Below are 20,244 nucleotides of genomic sequence, written 5' to 3'. Positions count from 1 at the left end.
TGTTTTTATAGATCGAGAGAAGCGGAACTGCGATAAGAGAATCGTTTATAAATAAAAGATCCGATCTGCTGGATGGCAGCTAAGATGATCAGAAACAGCAGTTCACTTATAGTAAAACTGAGCATCCACCCAATCCCGGCTCCTGTCAGCACTCCCACCAGCACTTTTCGGAACAGGTTTCCATGCTGAAAAAGCTGCAGCAAGTACGTTCGCATATAAAACAATAAATACAACATCAGTAACACCGCAAGCCCCATTGTAACGGCAGGGGGCGTGTGAAAGCTGAAGGGAACGGCCTTGACGATTTCAAACATGCAGCCGAAAACGATAACCTGATACAATACAGCAGCCATCACATATGATTGGCGGATGCCCTTATAGCTGTCGCGCAGCGATTTTACATCGTCGGCATAACGGCTGCACAGCTTGCGATGCTGAAAGTCACAGCAGCTTTGATGAGACTGTGTGAGTTTCTGAAAAGCTGCTGTCATGTTTTTGACAGATTGCGTCACGTAGTGAAGATACAAAAAGGCGGGCAGCATCAGTACGGAAGCTGCACAACCCAACAGCCCAAGGCGGGCAGCGTCATTTTTGATCAGCTGTACATATTGGCCCGCGGCTTCGGCACCTGAGTGAAACCAGCCGAAGGAATAAGCCGCCATGGCCGCAAGCAGCAATAATAAAGTAAAGACAGTGCTTTTTTTCATTGTCTCATCACTTCTTTCTGGGGTACATGAATGACTGCTTTGTGAGAAGAAGCCATTGCTTCAATGAGAGCCAAGAAATCATGAGAATTCATCTGCTGAATGGTGCGGTAAAGGCCGAGAAACGAGCAATCGTACTGTTCACACTCTGCTGCCCATTCAAAGCATTTACGCGTGTAATCACTGTCATAGATGATCGCGTTGACTAAAGAATCCTTGCCGTACTCAAGCCAGGCTTCGGTACTGTTTTTCTGCTGCGTGATATAGTAAGATGCCACATCGATGTATGCGGAAGAATGCGCCCCTTTACTGTGAAGGATCAAAAAGCCGCCATCCTCTGATAAGTGAACATCCGCTGATAGGCTTTGGATATTCAAGCGGTACGTTTGCCGGATCTCTTGAAAAAACGGCGAATCCATGTGAAACAGGATGCGAGAGGCAATGTCCCAGTACAGTTTCAAGGTCAAAAGTCCGTTTTCTCCTGGGAGCGCCCCGATTTGTATTCCGGTCCAAGTGTCTTCCGGCCGCTCCAGATCACCCTTTACCTCTTTTGGTGAGAGGGGAGGGCACGCAGGGACGATCTTTCTGTCAGAGCGGCTGCCAGAGCGCTTTTCCAGCCTGAGCTGAGAAGGCAAAAGAGTTTCCACATCTTCTGGGCCGCCAATCAGAAACAGCGTCATCCGATGGGGCTGGTAGGCGGCAGCATAGGCTTCCTGCAGATCACAGATCGTCAGAGCCTCAATGTCTTTTTTTCTGCCTGCGGGGAAGACTGCGGCTGGTGAGGCAGGAGACAGCATCTGGATCAGCTGATAATGGTAATGAAGCCACTGGTTGAGAAGCGCCGTTTCTATTTCACTTGTAATCACGGCTTTTTCCTGAGCGATGATCTGCTCGTCAAACGAGTGGTTCCATAAAGCGTCAAGCAGGATTGGAATGGTTTGTCTAAGCCGATCCGGCAATGAGGTAAACATGAAATTTGTATCAGTGTAAGTGGTAAACGCATTTAACAGCGCGCCGTGTTCAAAAAAATCACTATACAGGTTCCGGCCGTTATGCCAAAAGAGGAGATGTTCTAAAAAGTGCGCTGTGCCATATGGCAGCATCCGGCCGCCGGTTTCTGACTGTAAACGGATATCCCGGCTTCCAAAGCCGGTTTTGACATTGCACAATCTTAAATGGGCGCGGGGGAATTGTAACCTGAATATTTTCATTCCCTTGTCTGTGTATCTGATATCGGTTCGTTCATCCAGCTGTTGAAAAAAGGCTTCCTTTTCCATATCTCTCATCCCCTTACTACATGAGCTCCGATATATGTAAGATTTTTGATGAATTGCAGCAAATCGCGGCACGTGACCGCTGAGATGCTGTCCAGCAAGTCTTCTTTTTTGCAAGAGAAACGGCGCAGGATTCCCATATAGGCTAAGAGTCCTTCAGGAGAATCAAATTGCAGCAGGATTTCATTGATTAAAAATTGTTGTGCCTTTTTTAATTCCGGTTCATCCGCATGGAAATGCGATACAGCTTCCAAAACTCTTGGAGGAATCTCGTTTTCACGAAGCTGGTCGGTGCATACGGAAACAAGCAGCATATTGCTCATGATGTCATAGCGGGTGATCACATGATAAACGGCCAGATCTTTTTCGCGAAAATGCCGAAATAAAGCGGAATGGCCGTACTTGCCGAGCAATCCGTCTATCAGCTGGATGGCTAAATAATCGCGGACATCTTTCATGTCTCCGCAGTCAAAGCCAAGTGTCATAACGGACGGACCTGCTGTGCTGCGTGTCTCTGTTTCGAAAATATCCTGATTCACGGGTTTTCTTACAGCAGACATGGCGGACGCCTGTGGGGCATGTCCCTGAACATCACAGGACTGTATGTTTCCTAATATGTTCAGCTGTTTCTGCTGAGAAAATAAATCAGCGATAAATTCCGACGCATCCAGAAAACGTTTAGGATGCACAGCCATAAGCTTGTCTTTCCGGCCAAACATGGCAGTGCCGTATATCGGGTTCCCAAAGGCTTCCTCCGCCAGACGGGCTGCTGAATAGGAGAACGGGTCAGCGAATGTCTTTTCCATTTTCAGCAGCAGTTCGGCTTTTGCCTTTTCCGCTGCGCTGGCAGAAAGAGAAGCAGGAAAGGAGGACATGTCAACAAAGGTGTTCAGAACGGCATCTGTATGAATCTCCTCAGCATATAACGGATGAATCATGCGGGTCCCGTACGTTTTCAGCTGCCGGTCAAAAAAGAGATTTGCTGAATACATGAAGCGGCGGCCGGCGGCATAGCCGAAAGTGTCGATGATGTTTTGCTTCTGGTATGCAGCCGCGCCATAAAAATAGATCGTTTCTTCTTCAGGTTCCGCCGCGCTTTCGATCGGCTTCAGAAAGCTCGCGGCGATCGAGATGGTTGAAAATTGATCAGTCGTCAGCAGGTTAACTTCCAAGCCGTTCTCTTTTTCCGCTTGTATCAAAGAAACCACCATCCTGTTTTTGCAGTAAATAGACAATGATCAGCCCGGCAATCGGAATGACTGCCAAGGAAATAACAGTGCCTGTTAAAGTAGCTAAAAAAAGAGGAATACAAAATACATAGGAACGGTATTTAGAGAAACCGCTCCAGAGCTGCTGCTCCGTCTGCCAGCTGAAGGACGGCTTTTTTTCATCTGAAATTAACCGAATATAAGCCCCTGCCAGCAGCAATTCCATACACTGCAAAAAAGTCAAAAGTGAAATCGGCCGGCCGCTGATCAAGCCCATTATCATGGCAATCAAAATAAACCCGCCGGCCAATAAACCGGAATAAAAGCGATATTTCGCCCAAAGCATCGTTCTGCGTTTAATCGGAAGCGTGATCAGCAGCATCCGGTCATTTTTCTCAAGAGAATACAATAAAGCAATCGGTGAGCAGATCAGCAGAAGAGCGCTAATTACGATATAGACGACATGCTGATCGGCAATGCCGGTGTTCATCATCTGAAACGAAAAGAAGCCGCTGAATGCTCCCATCACGATATAATTTAACAGCATCGCTTTGGAGGAAATAAATCGGTTCCATTCTCTTTTATAAAATGAAAATTCTGATGTCCGCATAAAAGAATGCATTTTGCTCTGCTGCTGAGGCGCCTGCAAAAATGAAGGGAAGTCAATCGCAATAGCCCAGAGCATATGAATCGCACATAGCGGGATCGTCACGGCAGGCATCAAAGCCGCACTGAAGCACACGCAGGTGAATGCCGCCGCATGCAGCAGGAGTGCCGTTCTCCTTTTTTTGACGAAAAGATTGCTTAACAAAACGCCGAAAATAATCGAATAGACAGTAAAAAACGAAAATCTGCCGAGCCAATACAGGGTTTGTGCTCCTGACAGCGTTCCGTTTCCGAATAAGAACAGCGGTAATATGAAAAAGAAGAGCGTCCTTCTCAAGCAAGTATCAACAAACAAAACCGCACTCTGAGCGAGCCAGAAGCTCCGGGAAGAGATCGGCAATAGACAGCTCAGCTTCATGTAAGATTCCTTCCATTGGGATGTAACAGAGAGAAACACCATGTACGCATTCATAAACAGAAGCGCGAGCGTGATGTATGTTTTTCCTAAGGTTGATTCATCAATGCCTGCCTGGCGGATCAGCCCGATTTCAAACAAGGCCAGAACGGCAAGCCCTGCGGTGATGCGAATAGCGTCTTTTTTTCCTTGGCGGCCGTAAAGCTGTTTGAACAGCAATGACAGAATCGGAAACAGGTTATTCATGGCCGATCACCTCAAAAAATTCACGCCGAAGATCAGTCTTCTCTCCAATCGGAATGACCTTCCGGATCTGTTTGTGATGAAGGATGGCCGCATAATCACAAAATCTCTGCACCACATCGAGCAAATGGGAAGAAAACAAAATCGTTCCGCCTGCCTTGCAATACTCCTGCATTTTCTGATAAAAGACTTCTATTGACTCCACATCCAAGCCGACAAGCGGCTCATCCAATATAAACAGGGGAGCCCCGAGCAATAGACCGGTCATCAACACAACCTTTTGCCTGTTGCCGAGGGACAGCTCGGAAATTCTCCGGTTTGTGTATTGGGAAAAGTGAAATTCCTCTGCCAAACTGTTAAATTGCTGCTCTGAGAAATCTTTCTGATACAAAGAATGAACGAAAGAAACATAGTCCTTCGCCGTAATTTCTGTAAAAAGAAGCGGATAATCGGCAGCGAAGTAGCGGCGGATCTTCAGCTCATCTGATGTTTTCTGCGGCATGCCGGCGTTCGCTTCAATGCCGCACAGCGTAAAGTGTCCGCTGAAATTGCGGTTAACCCCAGTCAGCGTATTGATCAGCGTTGTTTTTCCGGCGCCATTTACCCCAAGCAGTCCGTAAACGGCGCCTTTTTCTAAATGTAAATCTACGTTTTCTAAGATAACGTTGTCTTGCTCGTACCACACGGATACATCGTGTATATCCAAAATGCTCATCGCGAGTCAGCCTTCCGCGCGCGCATACCGAAAATAATGGCGATGGCGATAGAAATCAGCGTAAACACATAATCGCTTTTTACGAAGTAGACGACCGCGCCGATGACAAAAATAATTGAAAGGATATACAGTAACATTTTTCTTTGTGCTGGTGACAAATTGTTTCCCTCCTAAATAAGCTGGACCACATCTTCTAATTGTTCATTTTTGGCCCAGGAGCAGATGTTTTTTCTGTGATATTTGTTGGAATTCAGCCCTTTTAAGTAACAGCCTCCGCAATAGCCGCTGAACGGGCATTTGTCTTTCATGCAATGCTCGCTGAACCGCGGCGCCTGCGCTTTCCACAGTTTATGGACAAGAGGGGAGTCAAAGATGCTTTCATATGAATCATGAAATATATTTCCCAATGAAAATTCCTTCGGGAAGAGCGCGCACGGGCGTACTTCTCCGAACGGGCTGATCACAATCGATTTCCAGCCGGCGCCGCAGTTCGCCGCGCGTTTTCTTTCATACGGAATGATCGGGATCAAATCTTTAAATTCATCAATGACATTTTGCTCGTACTCCATAAATTTGCGGTGCTGTTCGGCATCTTTCGTCGGATGGACAATATCTCTGCCTCTTCCGAAATCATCAACCCAATTGTAAGAGAACGCTTTCGCCCCGAGATCGCGCACCTTTTGGGCCATATCGTGGATTTCCCACATGTTTTTTTCGAAAACCGACATGGCGACTCTGACAAAAATACCATGATCACTCAACAATTTTATCGTTTTACAGGTTTGGGCAAAAGAGCCTTTTCTCCCTCTAAATGAATCATGCACTTCGGACTGTACGCTATCCAGTGATATGCCGACGATGATTTTTTGCTTATAGGCTTTTAACATCTCCAGGCTTTCTTTTCGCATCAGCGTTCCGTTGGTTAAGACGGCGACTTTTTTGAATTTCTTTAACACATATTCAAGAATCTCATTGGCGTTTGGATGGACGAAAATTTCGCCGCCTGTGATTTCACACGTTAAAACGCCGTTATCATACAGCATATCAGCCGTTTTCTTAAATTGATCAATGGATACGGTGCCGAGCGCTTCCGGCGAGCTTTCTAAATAGCAGTGGGCGCACTTTAAATTGCAGCGGTGCGTCAGCTCAAAGGTGGCATGCAGCGGCATCGGAAATTCATTGCTTCCGCTGGTGGCGATTTTGTGAAAGCGGGGCCGGTTTTCAAGCTGAATGACCTGCTTGTTCAAAAGCATGCTGAGCATGTCATAGTACCAGTCCTTATGGTCTTCCGGCGACTCATCATACTTTGCGCATTGCTCTTCTAAAATCTGTTCAGCCGTTCTTTGACCGTCCATCAGCATACAAAGCTCGTAAGCCGTTTTGTTGAGATCTAAGTATTCAAAATCAGAGATCGAGACGTTATCACGCAAGTAGTCAATTTCCAGCACGCCGCCCTCAGGCAACTGGTGGACTCTTACACTTTCATCAATAAATGGAAACATCTGCTCTATAAACAAAATACCATCCCCTATACATATGATTCAAATATAAAAATCACTGTGTATGTATAACTAAGATGTAGATTTTAGTTAAAATTTGTATTTTAGTTAAAAAGGGCATAGTAATTTACTATGCCCTTTTCCGGAGAACCTTATCCCCAGAGACCGAATAGACCTGTTGCACCGGCAATTTCAAAATCAGGGATAGGTCCGTCCACTAAACAAGCGGCTCCGATTGAACATGTCGCGCAACCTTTGTTTTCTACAATGACAGCTTTTTTCATAATTGAATCCTCCCTTTTTTTGTTTTTCTAGCAGATCTTTGATGTACTTTTATATTAAAACTATCAAATTACCATTTCAATACATATATTTTGAAGAAAATGTGAATTGCAAACGGTAGAATTCGGAAAAATGTAATATTTCCTAAAGGTAATCAGTGGTATGATTTTCTCTTCTATAAAGGAATTGCTTTTTCTGAGGTTTATCTTCAAATCTGATGAGCAATGATGGTAAGATAGAAGCAGTTGAAGTTTACAAACCGAATGATTATACTATTCAAGTCAAAGTGGAAAGATGAAAAGGACGTGTCAGAATGAAGCAAGAGACACCGATAACAATCCATGTGAAATCTGTAATCGAGGATGACGGAAACGAAGAAGTGATCGAATTCCGCACCACCGGATTTTACTATGTGAAACAGAATAAAGTGTATCTATCTTATTATGAAGAACACGACTTAGGCAAAGTGAAAACGATTGTAAAAGTAAGCGAAGGCGAAGTGCTTGTCATGAGATCAGGCGCTGTCAAAATGAACCAGCGTTTCGTAACTGGAGCTTCTACAATCGCCAAATATAAAATGTCATTTGGTGAGCTTGAGCTGAAAACGAGCACAAAATCGATTCAATCTGATCTCGGCGAAGAACAAGGCCGTATCAGTATCGCATATGATATGCATGTCGGAGAAGAGCAGCAGCATTTACATAATATGACGATCACGTATGAGGGAGGAACTCACGCATGAACATTGCGGAACAGATGAAGGACGTGCTGAAAGAAGAAATCAAAGCAGCCGTTCTGAAAGCGGGACTGGCTGAAGAAAGCCAGATTCCAAATGTCATTTTAGAAACACCGAAGGATAAAACACACGGCGATTATTCAACAAATATGGCGATGCAGCTCGCGAGAATCGCGAAAAAAGCGCCGCGCCAAATCGCTGAGGAAATTGTCGCTTCTTTTGATAAAGGAAAGGCTTCTATTGAAAAGCTTGATATCGCCGGTCCTGGTTTTATCAATTTCTATATGAACAATCAATATTTAACGAAGCTGATCCCGTCTGTATTGGAAGCGGGAGACGCGTATGGAGAAACAAACATCGGTAACGGCGAACGCGTTCAAGTGGAATTCGTATCTGCAAATCCGACGGGGGACCTTCACTTAGGCCACGCGCGCGGTGCGGCTGTCGGCGATTCCTTGTGCAATGTGCTTGCAAAAGCGGGTTACGATGTGAGCCGCGAATACTACATTAACGATGCCGGAAACCAGATTAACAACCTGGCGCTTTCTGTAGAAGTCCGTTACTTTGAAGCGCTTGGACTGGAAAAACCGATGCCGGAGGACGGCTACCGCGGTGAGGATATCATTTCAATCGGAAAGCGTCTCGCTGAGGAATACGGCGACCGTTTCGTCAACGAAGAAGAAAGCGAACGCCTCGCATTTTTCCGTGAGTACGGTTTGAAATACGAGCTGGAAAAGCTTCGCGTAGACTTGGAAAACTTCCGTGTGCCGTTTGACGTGTGGTATTCTGAAACATCACTGTACCAAAACGGAAAAATCGATAAGGCGCTGGACGCGCTGCGTGAGAAAGGCCATGTCTATGAGGAAGACGGTGCGACTTGGTTCCGTTCCACAACGTTCGGTGATGACAAAGACCGCGTACTGATCAAAAAGGACGGCACATACACATACCTGCTTCCTGATATCGCCTACCATAAGGACAAGCTTGACCGCGGCTTTGATAAGCTGGTCAACGTATGGGGCGCCGACCACCACGGCTACATCCCGCGTATGAAAGCGGCAATCGAAGCACTTGGCTATGAAAAAGGAACGTTGGAAGTAGAAATCATTCAGCTCGTGCACCTTTACAAAAACGGCGAGAAAATGAAAATGAGCAAACGGACGGGGAAAGCGGTAACGATGCGCGACCTGATTGACGAAGTCGGCCTTGATGCCGTGCGTTATTTCTTCGCGATGCGCAGCGCTGATACGCATATGGATTTTGACTTGGATCTTGCTGTATCAACATCTAACGAAAACCCTGTATATTATGCGCAATACGCACATGCCCGCATTTGCAGCATGCTTCGCCAAGGGGAAGAGCAGGGACTTAAGCCGGCGGCAGATCTTGATTTCAGCCCTATTCAATCAGAAAAAGAATATGATCTGCTGAAAACAATCGGCGGTTTCCCAGAGGCAGTGGCGGAAGCGGCGGAAAAACGAATTCCGCACCGTGTGACGAATTATATTTATGACTTGGCTTCAGCTCTGCACAGCTTCTACAATGCGGAGAAAGTCATCGACCCTGAAAACGAAGAGAAAAGCCGTGCGCGCTTAGCTTTAATGAAAGCAACGCAAATCACGCTGAACAACGCGCTTCAATTGATCGGCGTATCGGCTCCTGAAAAAATGTAATCAAGCTGAAAGGACAAAGCCAGAGGGCTTTGTCCTTTTTTTGTTAAAAAATCGTGTGATATAGTTCACAATCTTCTTCGCCGAGTTTTTGTATGATAAGGCTGATTATTGAATCAGTGAAAGGGGCAAGCCGAATGATTAACCGTCAACACTTTCAATTATCGCTGCAGTCATTAAGCTTGGTGGCAGGGTTTATGGTTTGGGTGCTGATTTCGTCACTTATTTCCCAAATCACATTAGATATTCATTTGAGCAAAGGCGAAATCTCCCTGGTAACGGCCATACCCGTTATATTAGGATCGCTTCTTCGCATTCCGCTGGGGTATTTGACCAACAGGTTTGGCGCGCGGATCATTTTTATGATTAGCTTTATATTGCTTTTATTCCCTGTATTTTGGATCAGTATTGCAGATTCCCTGTTTGATTTAATCGCGGGCGGTTTTTTCTTAGGGATTGGGGGAGCCGTTTTTTCCATTGGGGTTACATCTCTTCCGAAGTACTATCCTAAAGAAAAACATGGCGTTGTAAACGGTATTTACGGTGCCGGGAATATCGGAACCGCGATCACTACATTTGCAGCTCCCGTGATTGCTCAAGCGGCGGGGTGGAAAAGTACGGTGCAAATGTATATGGTTCTGCTGGCTTTATTTGCTTTGCTGCACTTTTTCTTCGGTGACCGGCATGAGAAGAAAGTGAAGGTGTCCGTAAAGACTCAAATCAAAGCCGTTTACCGAAATCATGTGCTGTGGTTTCTGAGTCTCTTTTATTTTATTACGTTTGGCGCCTTTGTTGCTTTTACAATCTATCTGCCAAACTTTCTTGTTGAGCAGTTTGATCTGAGTCCTGCGGATGCCGGGCTGCGGACGGCAGGTTTTATTGCTGTATCCACGCTGCTCAGGCCGGCGGGCGGGTGGCTGGCTGATAAAGTGAGTCCGCTCCGTATCCTGATGTTTGTCTTTGCAGGCCTGACATTATCGGGCGTCATCCTGTCGTTTTCGCCGACGATCGGCATTTACGCCTTTGGGGCGTTAACGGTTGCGGTGTGCTCCGGGATTGGAAACGGGACGGTTTTTAAACTGGTTCCTTTCTATTTTTCTAAGCAGGCGGGAATTGCCAACGGAATTGTGTCTGCCATGGGCGGATTAGGCGGTTTTTTCCCTCCGCTGATCCTGGCGAGTGTATTTCAGGCGACGGGACAATACGCCATCGGATTTATGGCGCTTTCGGAAGTCGCGTTAGCAAGCTTTGTCATTGTTATATGGATGTATTGGCAGGAAAGAATGAAAACACATACAGAGAGAAGCGGGCACAGCGTAAACTGACGGGCCGCCGGCGATTGGGGAATTCACGAGATTGTAAGTTTTTTCTGAAAAGCGCAAATGATTTCACGTTACAATAGATACACAACGTGACTTTTCTTCGAGGTGAGCTCATGAACTTTCTCTCTGTTCGAACATCTGATAAGGATCTTATTTCCAGTGATCTTCATCAATTGCTGGAATCCATCAGCACAAAAAGAAAAATCGAAAAACACACATACCTGTTTCGAGAAGGAATGGATGCAGAAGAGCTTTATCTGATTCAGTCAGGACTCATTGAAATCGGGAAGCTTACGGCTGACGGCAAAGACCTGACGCTTAGAATCTGCCAAAAAAATGATATTGTCGGTGAATTAACACTTTTCACAGAAGAACCGAGATATATGCTCAGTGCAAAAGTGCTGGAGGATGGCGAAGTGCTCGTCATCAATAAGAGCAGACTTGAAAAGGAACTTATCCACAACGGTGCTTTGACATTTGAATTTATGAAATGGATGAGCACCCATTTGCGCAAAATTCAATCCAAAATCAGAGACCTTCTTCTTCATGGCAAAAAAGGGGCGCTCTACTCCACCCTTATCCGCTTGTCAAACAGCTATGGGGTGAACCGGAGTGACGGCATTCTCATTAACATTGCCCTGACAAACCAGGATTTGGCGAAATTTTGCGCGGCTGCAAGAGAGAGCGTCAACCGCATGCTGGGTGATCTCCGCAAACAAGGGGTTATTTCAATAGAGGATTCCGGAAAGATTGTACTGCATCAGCGGGACTATTTACGGTGTGAGATTGAGTGCGAAAATTGCCCGTTAGAGATTTGTAATATTGATTAAGAGGAAACAAGGACAGCAATATGTCCTTGTTTTTATCTTGTCAGCCAAATACACATGATGGCGAAAAAGAAGCACGCATTGACGATTTCAAGAATGCCGATCGTTTGAACAGGCCACTTCTTTCCATGAAAAAACCATGCACGCAAACTGCTGGGGATAAAGGCGAGAACGGCCCATCCACCTCCGAGAGCTGCGGAAAGTAAGGGGAGGATCAGGTGATAGCCCCACGACCAGTAGGCAAATACTCTATTATTCTTCTCCCGGATCACCGACTTCACATAAAATGAACTTCCGATAAAAAACAAAGCAGATTGTGCGAAAATAGACCATGCCCAGCCGTCAAGAGTCTCCGTCCCCAGCCAGCAGCTGGCGAGTCCGCCTGTACAAAAGAATAAGACGCCCGCAAAATCATTCAGCAGCGCTCGTTCATTTTTTTGTCGGGCATAATACACATGAATGAGAAACAGCGGCAGCAAAGAAAAGGCAAGCCAGATAAAAGACGGCTTATGGATGACAGCGGCAAGCAAAAAGCTGCAGGCTGGAAAACTGTAAGAAAATATCCACTTTTGATAGGGGTTGATTTGTTTCTTTTTTAATGCCAGCGTAACAGGATAAACAGCTAAATAAAGAAAAAGCCAGCCTAAAAATAGGGGGATATGCCAAAGAACCGCTCCTCCCTTCACCATACCGAGGCAAAACGGAATCAGCAGCATGGCCCAAGCGCCGTGCTGCTTCGGAATAAGCGCCTTCATCGAAACACTCCTTTCTTGTTTCATTATAAAAGCAAAAATACGCCAATAAGTGACATTCATCATATCATCTGTGAAATATATCACTGCTGTCATGGATCGGCCGGGCTACACTAAAGCTATCCTTAGCACAGGAGGCTTCCCTATGAATCAGTGTGACTATTTATTTTTTTTGAAACAACTTCCTATGTTTAATGAAGTGCCTCTATCCATTGTCGAAACATTGCTGAATAACGGGACGTTTATCCGCGGTTCATGTGATCAGGATCCATCTTTTCTCCATTCTCAATCCATTTATATTGTATTAAAAGGCAGTATTCGTTTTATTGACAGCAGGCTGCCTGAAGGGTCGCAAACCGTGGCGCTGTGGGAAAAAGGCGATGTGTTTCCCATTGATCAAAAAGGCGGGATGTTCTTATCTCCATTCATTTCAGTCCGAACATCCGAAGACATTCTTATGCTCAATATCCCTTTTTACATATTAAAGAAAATCATGTCCTATTATCCGCAGCTGCAGATGAATTTTCTGGTGATGCTCCAGCAAAATGTCTTTTTCTCTTATGAGCTGTTTTTGCGATACATGCATAGATCTCAGGATGAAAACGCTGAGCCCGATTCCTAAAAGGAACCGGGTTTTTTGTTCGGTATTTCCATTCCTTCTTCCTCATGTGAACTTTCTGTGAAAAAAGGGGAGTGTGTGACATAGTTCACAAGGAAACATCCTGCCTCTGTATATAGTGAACTTAGAATACCTGACTCGGAAGGAGTGAAATATTCATGAAAAAAAAGAAAATGAGTCCGTTGTTCAGGAGATTAAACTATTTCTCTCCTATTGAGCATCAATCAAATAAACATAGCCAAACAACCTATGAAGATCGTGATTGGGAGAATGTATACAGAAACAGATGGCAGTACGATAAGGTCGTCCGCTCCACCCACGGTGTCAACTGCACAGGGTCCTGCAGCTGGAATATATACGTGAAAAACGGCATCGTCACGTGGGAAGGGCAAAACTTGAATTACCCATCAACCGGACCGGATATGCCTGATTTCGAACCGAGAGGCTGTCCGCGAGGGGCCAGTTTTTCATGGTATATCTACAGCCCGCTCCGTGTGAAATACCCATACGTGCGCGGTGTCCTGATCAATTTGTGGCGGGAAGCATTGCAGGCTCATCAAAACCCTTTGGAAGCATGGAAATCGATCGTTGAAAATCCGGATAAAGCGAAGTCCTATAAACAGGCGCGGGGAAAGGGCGGCTTTGTGCGCGCTGAATGGCCGGAGGTACTGAAGCTGATTTCTGCTTCTCTGCTGTATACGGTTATAACATACGGCCCTGACCGGAATATCGGGTTTTCTCCGATTCCGGCTATGTCCATGATCAGCCATGCGTCAGGCTCGCGGTTTATGTCTTTGATTGGCGGCCCTATGCTCAGTTTCTATGATTGGTATGCGGATCTTCCCCCGGCATCGCCGCAAATCTGGGGCGACCAGACAGACGTCCCGGAAAGCAGTGATTGGTACAACTCAGGCTATATCATCACATGGGGCTCCAATGTGCCGTTAACGAGGACGCCGGATGCGCATTTTTTGGCAGAAGCCCGCTATAAAGGCGCTAAGGTCATCTCAATCAGCCCCGATTTCGCGGAATCCTCTAAATTTGCAGATGACTGGCTGAGCATCCGCCAAGGAACAGACGGCGCGCTTGCGATGGCGATGGGGCATGTGATCCTGCAGGAGTTTTACGTTAATCAGAAGACAGAGCGTTTCATAGAGTACGCAAAGCAATACACGGATTTCCCGTTCTTTGTCACTCTAACTAAAGAGGATGGCGTGTATACGGCCGGGCGTTTTCTTCACGCAAAGGACATCGGGCGGCAGACGGAGCATGATCAGTGGAAGCCTGCGGTGTGGAATGAACGTACAAGCGCATTCGCGATCCCGCAAGGAACAATGGGCTCCCGCTGGGACGGCCAAAAGAAATGGAACCTGCACATGGTCGATGAAGAAACCGGAGAACCGATTAAGCCCCGTCTCTCTGTGCTCGGAATAGAGGACGAAATCGGAACGGTGCGCATCCCGTATTTTTCAAATGACGGAAACAAAGTGCTTGAACGGGATCTTCCTATTAAAAAACTGGACCTGAATGGTGAAGAGGTATGTGTCACAACCGTATTTGACTTGATACTGGCCAACTACGGCGTAAACCGGGGTATCGGTGAACAATCCGCCGTTTCTTATGATGATCCTGAGCCGTTTACACCTGGCTGGCAGGAACAGATGACGGGAATCAAAAAAGAAGCCGTCATTAAAATTGCCAGAGAGTTTGCCCAAAATGCGATCGATACAGAGGGCCGTTCGATGATTATTGTAGGAGCGGGCATTAATCACTGGTTCAATTCCGATACGATATACCGCGCTGTGTTAAATCTTGTGTTATTGGTAGGCGCCCAAGGTGTTAATGGCGGAGGCTGGGCTCATTATGTAGGACAGGAAAAACTCCGCCCTGCTGAAGGCTGGCAGACAATCGCCAACGCTAAGGATTGGGAGGGGGCGCCAAAGCTGCAAAACGGCACTTCCTTTTTCTATTTTGCGACTGACCAGTGGCGCTACGAGGATCAGCCGGTCAGTGACTTAGCATCTCCGATCGCGGCACCCTCCCGCTACAAACATCACGCCGACTACAATGTGCTGGCGGCAAGACTCGGGTGGCTTCCGTCTTATCCGACATTTGATAAAAACGGAATTGACCTGTACAAAGAAGCTGAAAAAGCGGGGGCGGAGACAACAAAAGACGTTGCTGACTATGTGGCCCGCCAGCTTCAAGAGAAAAAACTGAAATTTGCCATTGAAGATCCTGACAATGAAGCGAATTTTCCGAGAAACCTGTTCGTGTGGAGGGCGAACCTGATCTCCAGTTCGGGAAAAGGGCATGAATATTTTCTCAAGCATCTCTTGGGAACGACGAACGGCTTGATGAATGACGACAGCGACAGCATCCGTCCTGAAGAAATCAAATGGCGCGAGCAGGCACCGGAAGGAAAGCTCGATTTGTTAATCAATCTCGATTTTCGAATGGCCGGTACCGCGCTGTATTCCGATATCGTGCTTCCGGCGGCGACATGGTATGAAAAACACGATCTCAGCAGCACTGATATGCATCCGTTTATCCACCCCTTTGCCCCGGCTATTTCGGCTCCTTGGGAATCGAAGTCGGACTGGGATATTTTCAAGGCTTTATCAAAAGCCGTCTCCGATCTCGCAGACGAAGTTGATATGAAGCCGGTAAAAGAAGCTGTCGCCGCACCGCTCCTTCATGACACCATGCAGGAAATGGCGCAGCCTCTCGGAAAAATTAAGGACTGGAGCAAAGGCGAATGCGAAGCCGTCCCGGGGAAAACGATGCCGAACATTCAAGTCGTTGAAAGGGACTACAAGCAAATCTTTCATAAAATGACTGCGCTCGGCCCAAACGCCGCCTTAAAACCAAGCGGAACAAAAGGAATGAGCTGGTCGATTGCCGATGAATACGAATCACTCAAAAAAAGGCTGGGAGAAGTCACCTCAGACAGTGTCGCAAAGGGATGTCCGAATATAAGCGAGGCCAAGCAGGCGGCAGAAGCCGTTTTAACCCTTTCGTCCACGTCGAATGGAAAAGTTGCCGTTAAAGCATGGGAATCGCTTGAAGATATCACCAATCTGAAGCTGAAAGATCTGGCTGAAGAGCGGGAGGAAGAATGCTTTACGTTCGAACAAATCACGGCTCAGCCCAAAACGGTGATCACATCTCCGGCATTTACAGGCTCGGAAAAAGGCGGGCGCAGGTATTCGCCGTTTACGACAAATGTGGAAAAATTAATCCCTTGGCGGACGCTGACGGGCAGACAGTCTTACTATGTCGATCATGAGCTGATGATGGAGTTCGGGGAAACGATGGCGACCTTTAAACCGATCCTCCAGCATCGCCCTTTCTTAAGCAAACGGCCTGATCAAGAGGGCAAAGAAATCGTTCTCAATTATTTAACTCCGCATAATAAGTGGTCCGTGCACAGCATGTATTTTGATTCTCTGCCGATGCTTACGCTATTTCGCGGCGGGCCGACAGTATGGATGAATAAAGATGATGCGGCAGATGCGGATATCAAAGACAACGATTGGATTGAATGCTTTAACCGAAACGGTGTTGTCGTAGCCAGAGCGGTTCTGTCTCACCGGATACCAAAAGGAATGGCGTTTATGCACCATGCCCAAGACCGCCACATCAACGTGCCCGGCACAAAACTGACCAATAACCGCGGAGGCACCCATAACAGTCCGACAAGGATTCACGTCAAGCCGACACAGATGATCGGCGGCTATGCCCAGCTCAGCTACGGCTTTAACTACTATGGCCCTACGGGGAATCAGCGCGATCTGAATGTGGTCATCCGCAAGCTGAAGGAGGTCGATTGGCTTGAAGATTAAAGCGCAAATCGGAATGGTCATGAACTTAGATAAATGCATCGGCTGCCACACGTGCAGCGTGACCTGCAAAAACACATGGACAAACCGTTCCGGTGCCGAATATATGTATTTCAATAATGTAGAAACAAAGCCGGGTATCGGCTATCCGAAGCAATGGGAGGATCAGGACAAATATAAAGGCGGCTGGACCTTAAAAAAAGGAAAGCTCGAGCTGAAATCAGGCCCGAAAACCAACCGTCTTGCAAATCTTTTCTATAATCCGAATCAGCCAACCATTGATGATTACTACGAGCCTTGGAACTATGATTATGAAACGCTGACTAACAGTCCGCAGAAAAAACATCAGCCCGTAGCGCGGCCAAAATCGTCGCTGACAGGAGATTTTATGAATATTGAATGGGGACCGAACTGGGAGGATGATCTGGCGGGCGGCCACATTACGGGACTTGAAGATCCGAACGTTCAAAAGATGGAGGAGTCTATCAAAACAGAATTCGATGAAGTCTTTATGATGTATCTTCCGCGCATCTGCGAGCACTGCATCAACCCGGCCTGTGTCTCGTCCTGCCCGTCTGGCGCCATGTATAAACGCGAGGAAGACGGCATTGTGCTCGTGGATCAAAATGCCTGCCGTTCATGGAGATACTGTGTTTCATCCTGTCCTTATAAAAAAGTCTATTTTAACTGGCAAACGAACAAAGCGGAAAAATGCACACTCTGCTTTCCGCGTTTGGAGGCGGGACTGCCGACCATTTGCTCTGAAACATGTGTAGGGAGAATCCGTTATTTGGGCGTCATGCTGTATGACGCGGATAAGGTGGAGGAAGCGGCATCTGCAGAAAATGAAAAGGATCTCTATCATTCTCAATTAGAAGTGTTTCTTGATCCGAATGATCCCGAGGTTGCTAAACAAGCAAAAGAACAGGGCATCCCGACAGAATGGATAGAGGCTGCACAGCAATCGCCCATTTATAAGATGATTATCGACTGGAAAATTGCCCTGCCGCTTCATCCGGAGTATCGGACATTGCCGATGGTTTGGTACATTCCTCCTTTGAGTCCGATCATGAATCTCTTTGAAGGAGAGGGAAGCCGGCAAACAGCGGAAGATATTTTTCCGGCTATCGACCAAATGAGGATTCCGATTGACTATTTGGCGCAGCTATTAACGGCCGGTGATACAGATCATATTCGGTCGACATTAAAGAAAATGTCTGTCATGCGCCAGTATATGAGAGCGGTCCAGACGAATAAATCCATCGACCCGGCACTGATCTCCAGTGTCGGCTTAACAGAACAGCAAATTGAAGACATGTATCGGCTGCTTGCGATCGCCAAATACGATGACCGATTTGTGATTCCGAGCAGCCACCGTGAAGACATTTCTGATTTATACGCTGAACAAGGGAGCTGCGGCTTATCATTTTCAGGCGGTCCCGGCTCTTGTATATAACCAAAGAAAAATGAGGTGTAACACGATGAACACCACAGACCGGCAAATCACATTCTCGGCTCTTTCTTATCTTCTTTCGTATCCGGATGAAGAGTGGAGAGCGGAACATCCCGAATGGGAAGATCTGATCAATGAAATCGAAAATCAGCATATCCGGGAGAAACTGCTTCACTTTGTAAAGTCATCAGCATGCTTTTCCCCGCAGGCCCTGATTGAACATTATGTATACACGTTTGACTTCGGGAAAAAAACGAATATGTATGTCACCTACTTTAACTCAGGTGAGCAAAGGGAACGCGGCATTGAATTGCTGCAGTTAAAGAATACTTATGAGCAATCCGGCTTCCTCCCGACAGACAAAGAGCTTCCCGATTACCTGCCGCTTATGCTGGAATTCGCCGCCATTGCGGAGATGAAGGAAACAAAGAGCATATTTGAGAAGTATCTGTCTAATTTGCGGGAGCTGACATCCCGTTTAGATCAAAACCAAAGTTTATATGCCGTATTGCTGGATGCACTGCTTACCGCACTTGAGGAAATCGGCTTGTGTGAAAGCAGCGAAGGAGCTGTTCGGACATGAGCGGGCAGATCCTGTGGGTCATCATGCCGTATATGGTATTGACGATATTTATCGGCGGGCATATTTACCGCTATCAGCACGACCAGTTTGGCTGGACCGCCAAATCAAGCGAACTGTTAGAAAAGAAAAAGCTTGCGGCGGGCAGCACGCTCTTTCATTGGGGGATGCTGTTTGTTATCGGCGGACACGTTATGGGCATTCTCATCCCCGAAGGTGTATATCGTGCAATCGGCATCACAGAACACGTGTATCACAAAATGGCGATTGGCGTCGGCTTGCCGGCGGGAATTGCTGCAGTAATTGGACTTTTCATCCTGACATACAGAAGGCTGTTTGATAAAAGAATCCGCAAAACCAGCTCGCCCTCCGATTTTCTCACGCTGTTTTTGCTGCTGTTTGTGATGGTCTCGGGCGTTGCAGCCACATTTCTCAACGTTGATTCGAAAGGATTCGATTACCGGACAACAGTCGGGCCGTGGTTCAGGCAGATCTTTTTGTTGAGGCCGGACGCTTCTTTAATGGAGAGTGTTCCGCTATGGTTTAAGCTTCATATTCTCATGGGATACGTCATTTTTATCATGTGGCCATTTACGAGATTGGTTCACGTGTTCAGCCTGCCGCTCAAATACCTGACCCGCAGCTATGTCGTATATCGCAAGCGTTCGAAACAGCACATACAGCATCCGTAAAAACATCCCCCTTTGCCAAAAAGGGGGATTTCTCATCTTCTCTTTACTTTATAGGAAAAAATAAAAACCTAAGATATTTTCTTACAAGACAATTGCTTGGCGGCAAGGAATACTGATATTTTTGTATTTGGAAATAACAATAAGTTCGAAAAAGGAGAGTGAAGAATGAAACGGATGTTCCTCATTTTAACGGCCTGCCTCATCACTAGCGCCGGGGTTCTGACTCTCAGACATTCTCATGTATTAACCGGCGGCACAGCCGGCCTTTCTCTAAGCCTGACGTACGTGTTTCATTCCTCGTTTGCTATTATCTTCTTTCTGATTAATATCCCGTTTTATGTCTTCTCTTTTATCAGAATGGGTGCCAGCTTCACTTTATCCACGTTATTTGCAGTAACAGCACTGACTCTTTTTACAAGCGCTGATCACTGGCTTCCGCCCGTCTCTTTTTCCCCGTTTGCCGGCGCGATTTGCGGCGGAGCATTGATCGGGTTCGGCCTGTCGCTCATGTTTTATCATCAGGCATCCCTTGGCGGCGCCAATATTCTCGCTTTATTTATGCAAAAGCGATACGGGTGGAATCCGGGGACGGTTAATTTCGCCTTCGATTTCGCCGTTGTGCTGGCCGGCATTTTTTCCGTCGGTTTGCAAAAAGGCCTCTGCTCCATCCTGTCCATTGCCATCACGGGATTGGCTGTCGGCTTCTTTAAGCATAAAATCAAAAGCAGCTACTCGCTGAAGCCAGATGTGCTCAAGAACTTTACTTCCGGCCAATCACAGGAAGCCTCCTCGTAAGCCTTTCCGC

Annotated in this window: 19 protein-coding genes and 1 pseudogene; 10 read left to right on the top strand and 10 right to left on the bottom strand. The window is 46.6% G+C overall.

Features of this window, described 5'->3' with window-relative positions:
• Positions 1 to 5: 5 nt before the first annotated feature.
• From UJ203_RS12595 to sboA, 9 genes and pseudogenes are all read right to left on the bottom strand, one after another.
• Entirely contained in the window at positions 6 to 707 is a 702-nt protein-coding gene (locus UJ203_RS12595; protein ID WP_322011217.1) for a bacteriocin biosynthesis protein AlbG, read from the bottom strand.
• Positions 704 to 1,981 carry a pitrilysin family protein gene (locus tag UJ203_RS12590; RefSeq protein ID WP_322011210.1) on the bottom strand — a complete coding sequence of 426 codons (1,278 nt, stop codon included), beginning with the start codon at positions 1,979 to 1,981 and terminating at the stop codon, positions 704 to 706. Before UJ203_RS12590 ends, UJ203_RS12595 begins: the two co-directional genes overlap by 4 nt.
• Before the next feature lie 5 nt (positions 1,982 to 1,986).
• Positions 1,987 to 3,150 carry an insulinase family protein gene (locus UJ203_RS12585; protein ID WP_322011463.1) on the bottom strand — a complete coding sequence of 388 codons (1,164 nt, stop codon included), beginning with the start codon at positions 3,148 to 3,150 and terminating at the stop codon, positions 1,987 to 1,989.
• The gene (locus UJ203_RS12580) at positions 3,140 to 4,453 is read right to left on the bottom strand and encodes a bacteriocin biosynthesis protein AlbD (RefSeq protein WP_105990794.1); all 1,314 of its coding nucleotides are present in this window, start codon (positions 4,451 to 4,453) and stop codon (positions 3,140 to 3,142) included. The genes UJ203_RS12585 and UJ203_RS12580 overlap by 11 nt, the downstream gene beginning before the upstream one ends.
• Positions 4,446 to 5,165 carry an ABC transporter ATP-binding protein gene (locus UJ203_RS12575; RefSeq protein ID WP_322011207.1) on the bottom strand — a complete coding sequence of 240 codons (720 nt, stop codon included), beginning with the start codon at positions 5,163 to 5,165 and terminating at the stop codon, positions 4,446 to 4,448. The genes UJ203_RS12580 and UJ203_RS12575 overlap by 8 nt, the downstream gene beginning before the upstream one ends.
• A complete protein-coding gene (gene albB, locus UJ203_RS12570; RefSeq protein ID WP_322011205.1) occupies positions 5,162 to 5,323 on the bottom strand; it encodes an antilisterial bacteriocin subtilosin biosynthesis protein AlbB in 162 nt (53 codons plus the stop codon). The genes UJ203_RS12575 and albB overlap by 4 nt, the downstream gene beginning before the upstream one ends.
• Before the next feature lie 12 nt (positions 5,324 to 5,335).
• Positions 5,336 to 6,682 carry a subtilosin maturase AlbA gene (albA, locus tag UJ203_RS12565; RefSeq protein ID WP_322011203.1) on the bottom strand — a complete coding sequence of 449 codons (1,347 nt, stop codon included), beginning with the start codon at positions 6,680 to 6,682 and terminating at the stop codon, positions 5,336 to 5,338.
• A gap of 37 nt (positions 6,683 to 6,719) precedes the next feature.
• Positions 6,720 to 6,860, bottom strand: a pseudogene (locus UJ203_RS20915) (bacteriocin biosynthesis protein).
• Positions 6,817 to 6,948 carry a subtilosin A gene (gene sboA, locus UJ203_RS12560; protein ID WP_003222002.1) on the bottom strand — a complete coding sequence of 44 codons (132 nt, stop codon included), beginning with the start codon at positions 6,946 to 6,948 and terminating at the stop codon, positions 6,817 to 6,819. The pseudogene UJ203_RS20915 and the gene sboA overlap by 44 nt, the downstream one beginning before the upstream one ends.
• A 311-nt stretch (positions 6,949 to 7,259) precedes the next feature.
• Here sboA and UJ203_RS12555 point away from each other — a divergent pair, with 311 nt between their 5' ends.
• From UJ203_RS12555 to UJ203_RS12540, 4 genes are all read left to right on the top strand, one after another.
• Positions 7,260 to 7,688 carry a DUF1934 domain-containing protein gene (locus UJ203_RS12555; RefSeq protein WP_322011200.1) on the top strand — a complete coding sequence of 143 codons (429 nt, stop codon included), beginning with the start codon at positions 7,260 to 7,262 and terminating at the stop codon, positions 7,686 to 7,688.
• The gene (gene argS, locus UJ203_RS12550) at positions 7,685 to 9,355 is read left to right on the top strand and encodes an arginine--tRNA ligase (protein ID WP_059353713.1); all 1,671 of its coding nucleotides are present in this window, start codon (positions 7,685 to 7,687) and stop codon (positions 9,353 to 9,355) included. Before UJ203_RS12555 ends, argS begins: the two co-directional genes overlap by 4 nt.
• 134 nt (positions 9,356 to 9,489) lie before the next feature.
• A complete protein-coding gene (locus UJ203_RS12545; protein ID WP_322011197.1) occupies positions 9,490 to 10,677 on the top strand; it encodes a nitrate/nitrite transporter in 1,188 nt (395 codons plus the stop codon).
• A gap of 110 nt (positions 10,678 to 10,787) precedes the next feature.
• Positions 10,788 to 11,504, top strand: a complete 717-nt coding sequence (locus tag UJ203_RS12540; RefSeq protein WP_101864901.1) for a Crp/Fnr family transcriptional regulator — start codon at positions 10,788 to 10,790, stop codon at positions 11,502 to 11,504.
• Between the two features lie 32 nt (positions 11,505 to 11,536).
• Here the strand turns inward: UJ203_RS12540 and UJ203_RS12535 are convergent, their stop codons facing one another.
• On the bottom strand, positions 11,537 to 12,256 hold the full coding sequence (locus UJ203_RS12535) for a YwiC-like family protein (RefSeq protein WP_322011193.1): 720 nt from the start codon (positions 12,254 to 12,256) through the stop codon (positions 11,537 to 11,539).
• Between the two features lie 142 nt (positions 12,257 to 12,398).
• On the opposite strand from UJ203_RS12535, the gene UJ203_RS12530 reads away from it, so the two are divergent.
• The 6 genes from UJ203_RS12530 (at position 12,399) to UJ203_RS12505 (ending at position 20,234) form a co-directional block, all read left to right on the top strand.
• Positions 12,399 to 12,875, top strand: a complete 477-nt coding sequence (locus UJ203_RS12530; protein WP_024123206.1) for a Crp/Fnr family transcriptional regulator — start codon at positions 12,399 to 12,401, stop codon at positions 12,873 to 12,875.
• Positions 12,876 to 13,030: 155 nt separating this feature from the next.
• Positions 13,031 to 16,717, top strand: coding sequence for a nitrate reductase subunit alpha (locus UJ203_RS12525; RefSeq protein WP_322011190.1), 3,687 nt, complete (start codon positions 13,031 to 13,033; stop codon positions 16,715 to 16,717).
• Complete coding sequence (gene narH, locus UJ203_RS12520) at positions 16,707 to 18,170, top strand: nitrate reductase subunit beta (protein ID WP_127696383.1); 1,464 nt, start codon at positions 16,707 to 16,709, stop codon at positions 18,168 to 18,170. Before UJ203_RS12525 ends, narH begins: the two co-directional genes overlap by 11 nt.
• 25 nt (positions 18,171 to 18,195) lie before the next feature.
• Positions 18,196 to 18,750 (top strand): nitrate reductase molybdenum cofactor assembly chaperone, encoded by a 555-nt coding sequence (narJ, locus tag UJ203_RS12515; RefSeq protein WP_322011180.1) that lies wholly within the window; start codon positions 18,196 to 18,198, stop codon positions 18,748 to 18,750.
• Entirely contained in the window at positions 18,747 to 19,439 is a 693-nt protein-coding gene (gene narI, locus UJ203_RS12510; protein WP_059292339.1) for a respiratory nitrate reductase subunit gamma, read from the top strand. Before narJ ends, narI begins: the two co-directional genes overlap by 4 nt.
• A gap of 165 nt (positions 19,440 to 19,604) precedes the next feature.
• Complete coding sequence (locus tag UJ203_RS12505) at positions 19,605 to 20,234, top strand: YitT family protein (protein WP_322011177.1); 630 nt, start codon at positions 19,605 to 19,607, stop codon at positions 20,232 to 20,234.
• Positions 20,235 to 20,244 lie beyond the last annotated feature (10 nt).

The organism is Bacillus sp. V26 (genome assembly GCF_034296245.1).
GTDB lineage: Bacteria > Bacillota > Bacilli > Bacillales > Bacillaceae > Bacillus > Bacillus halotolerans.
Note: the sequence above shows the minus strand (reverse complement) of the source record. Positions and strands in the feature narration are given on the sequence as shown.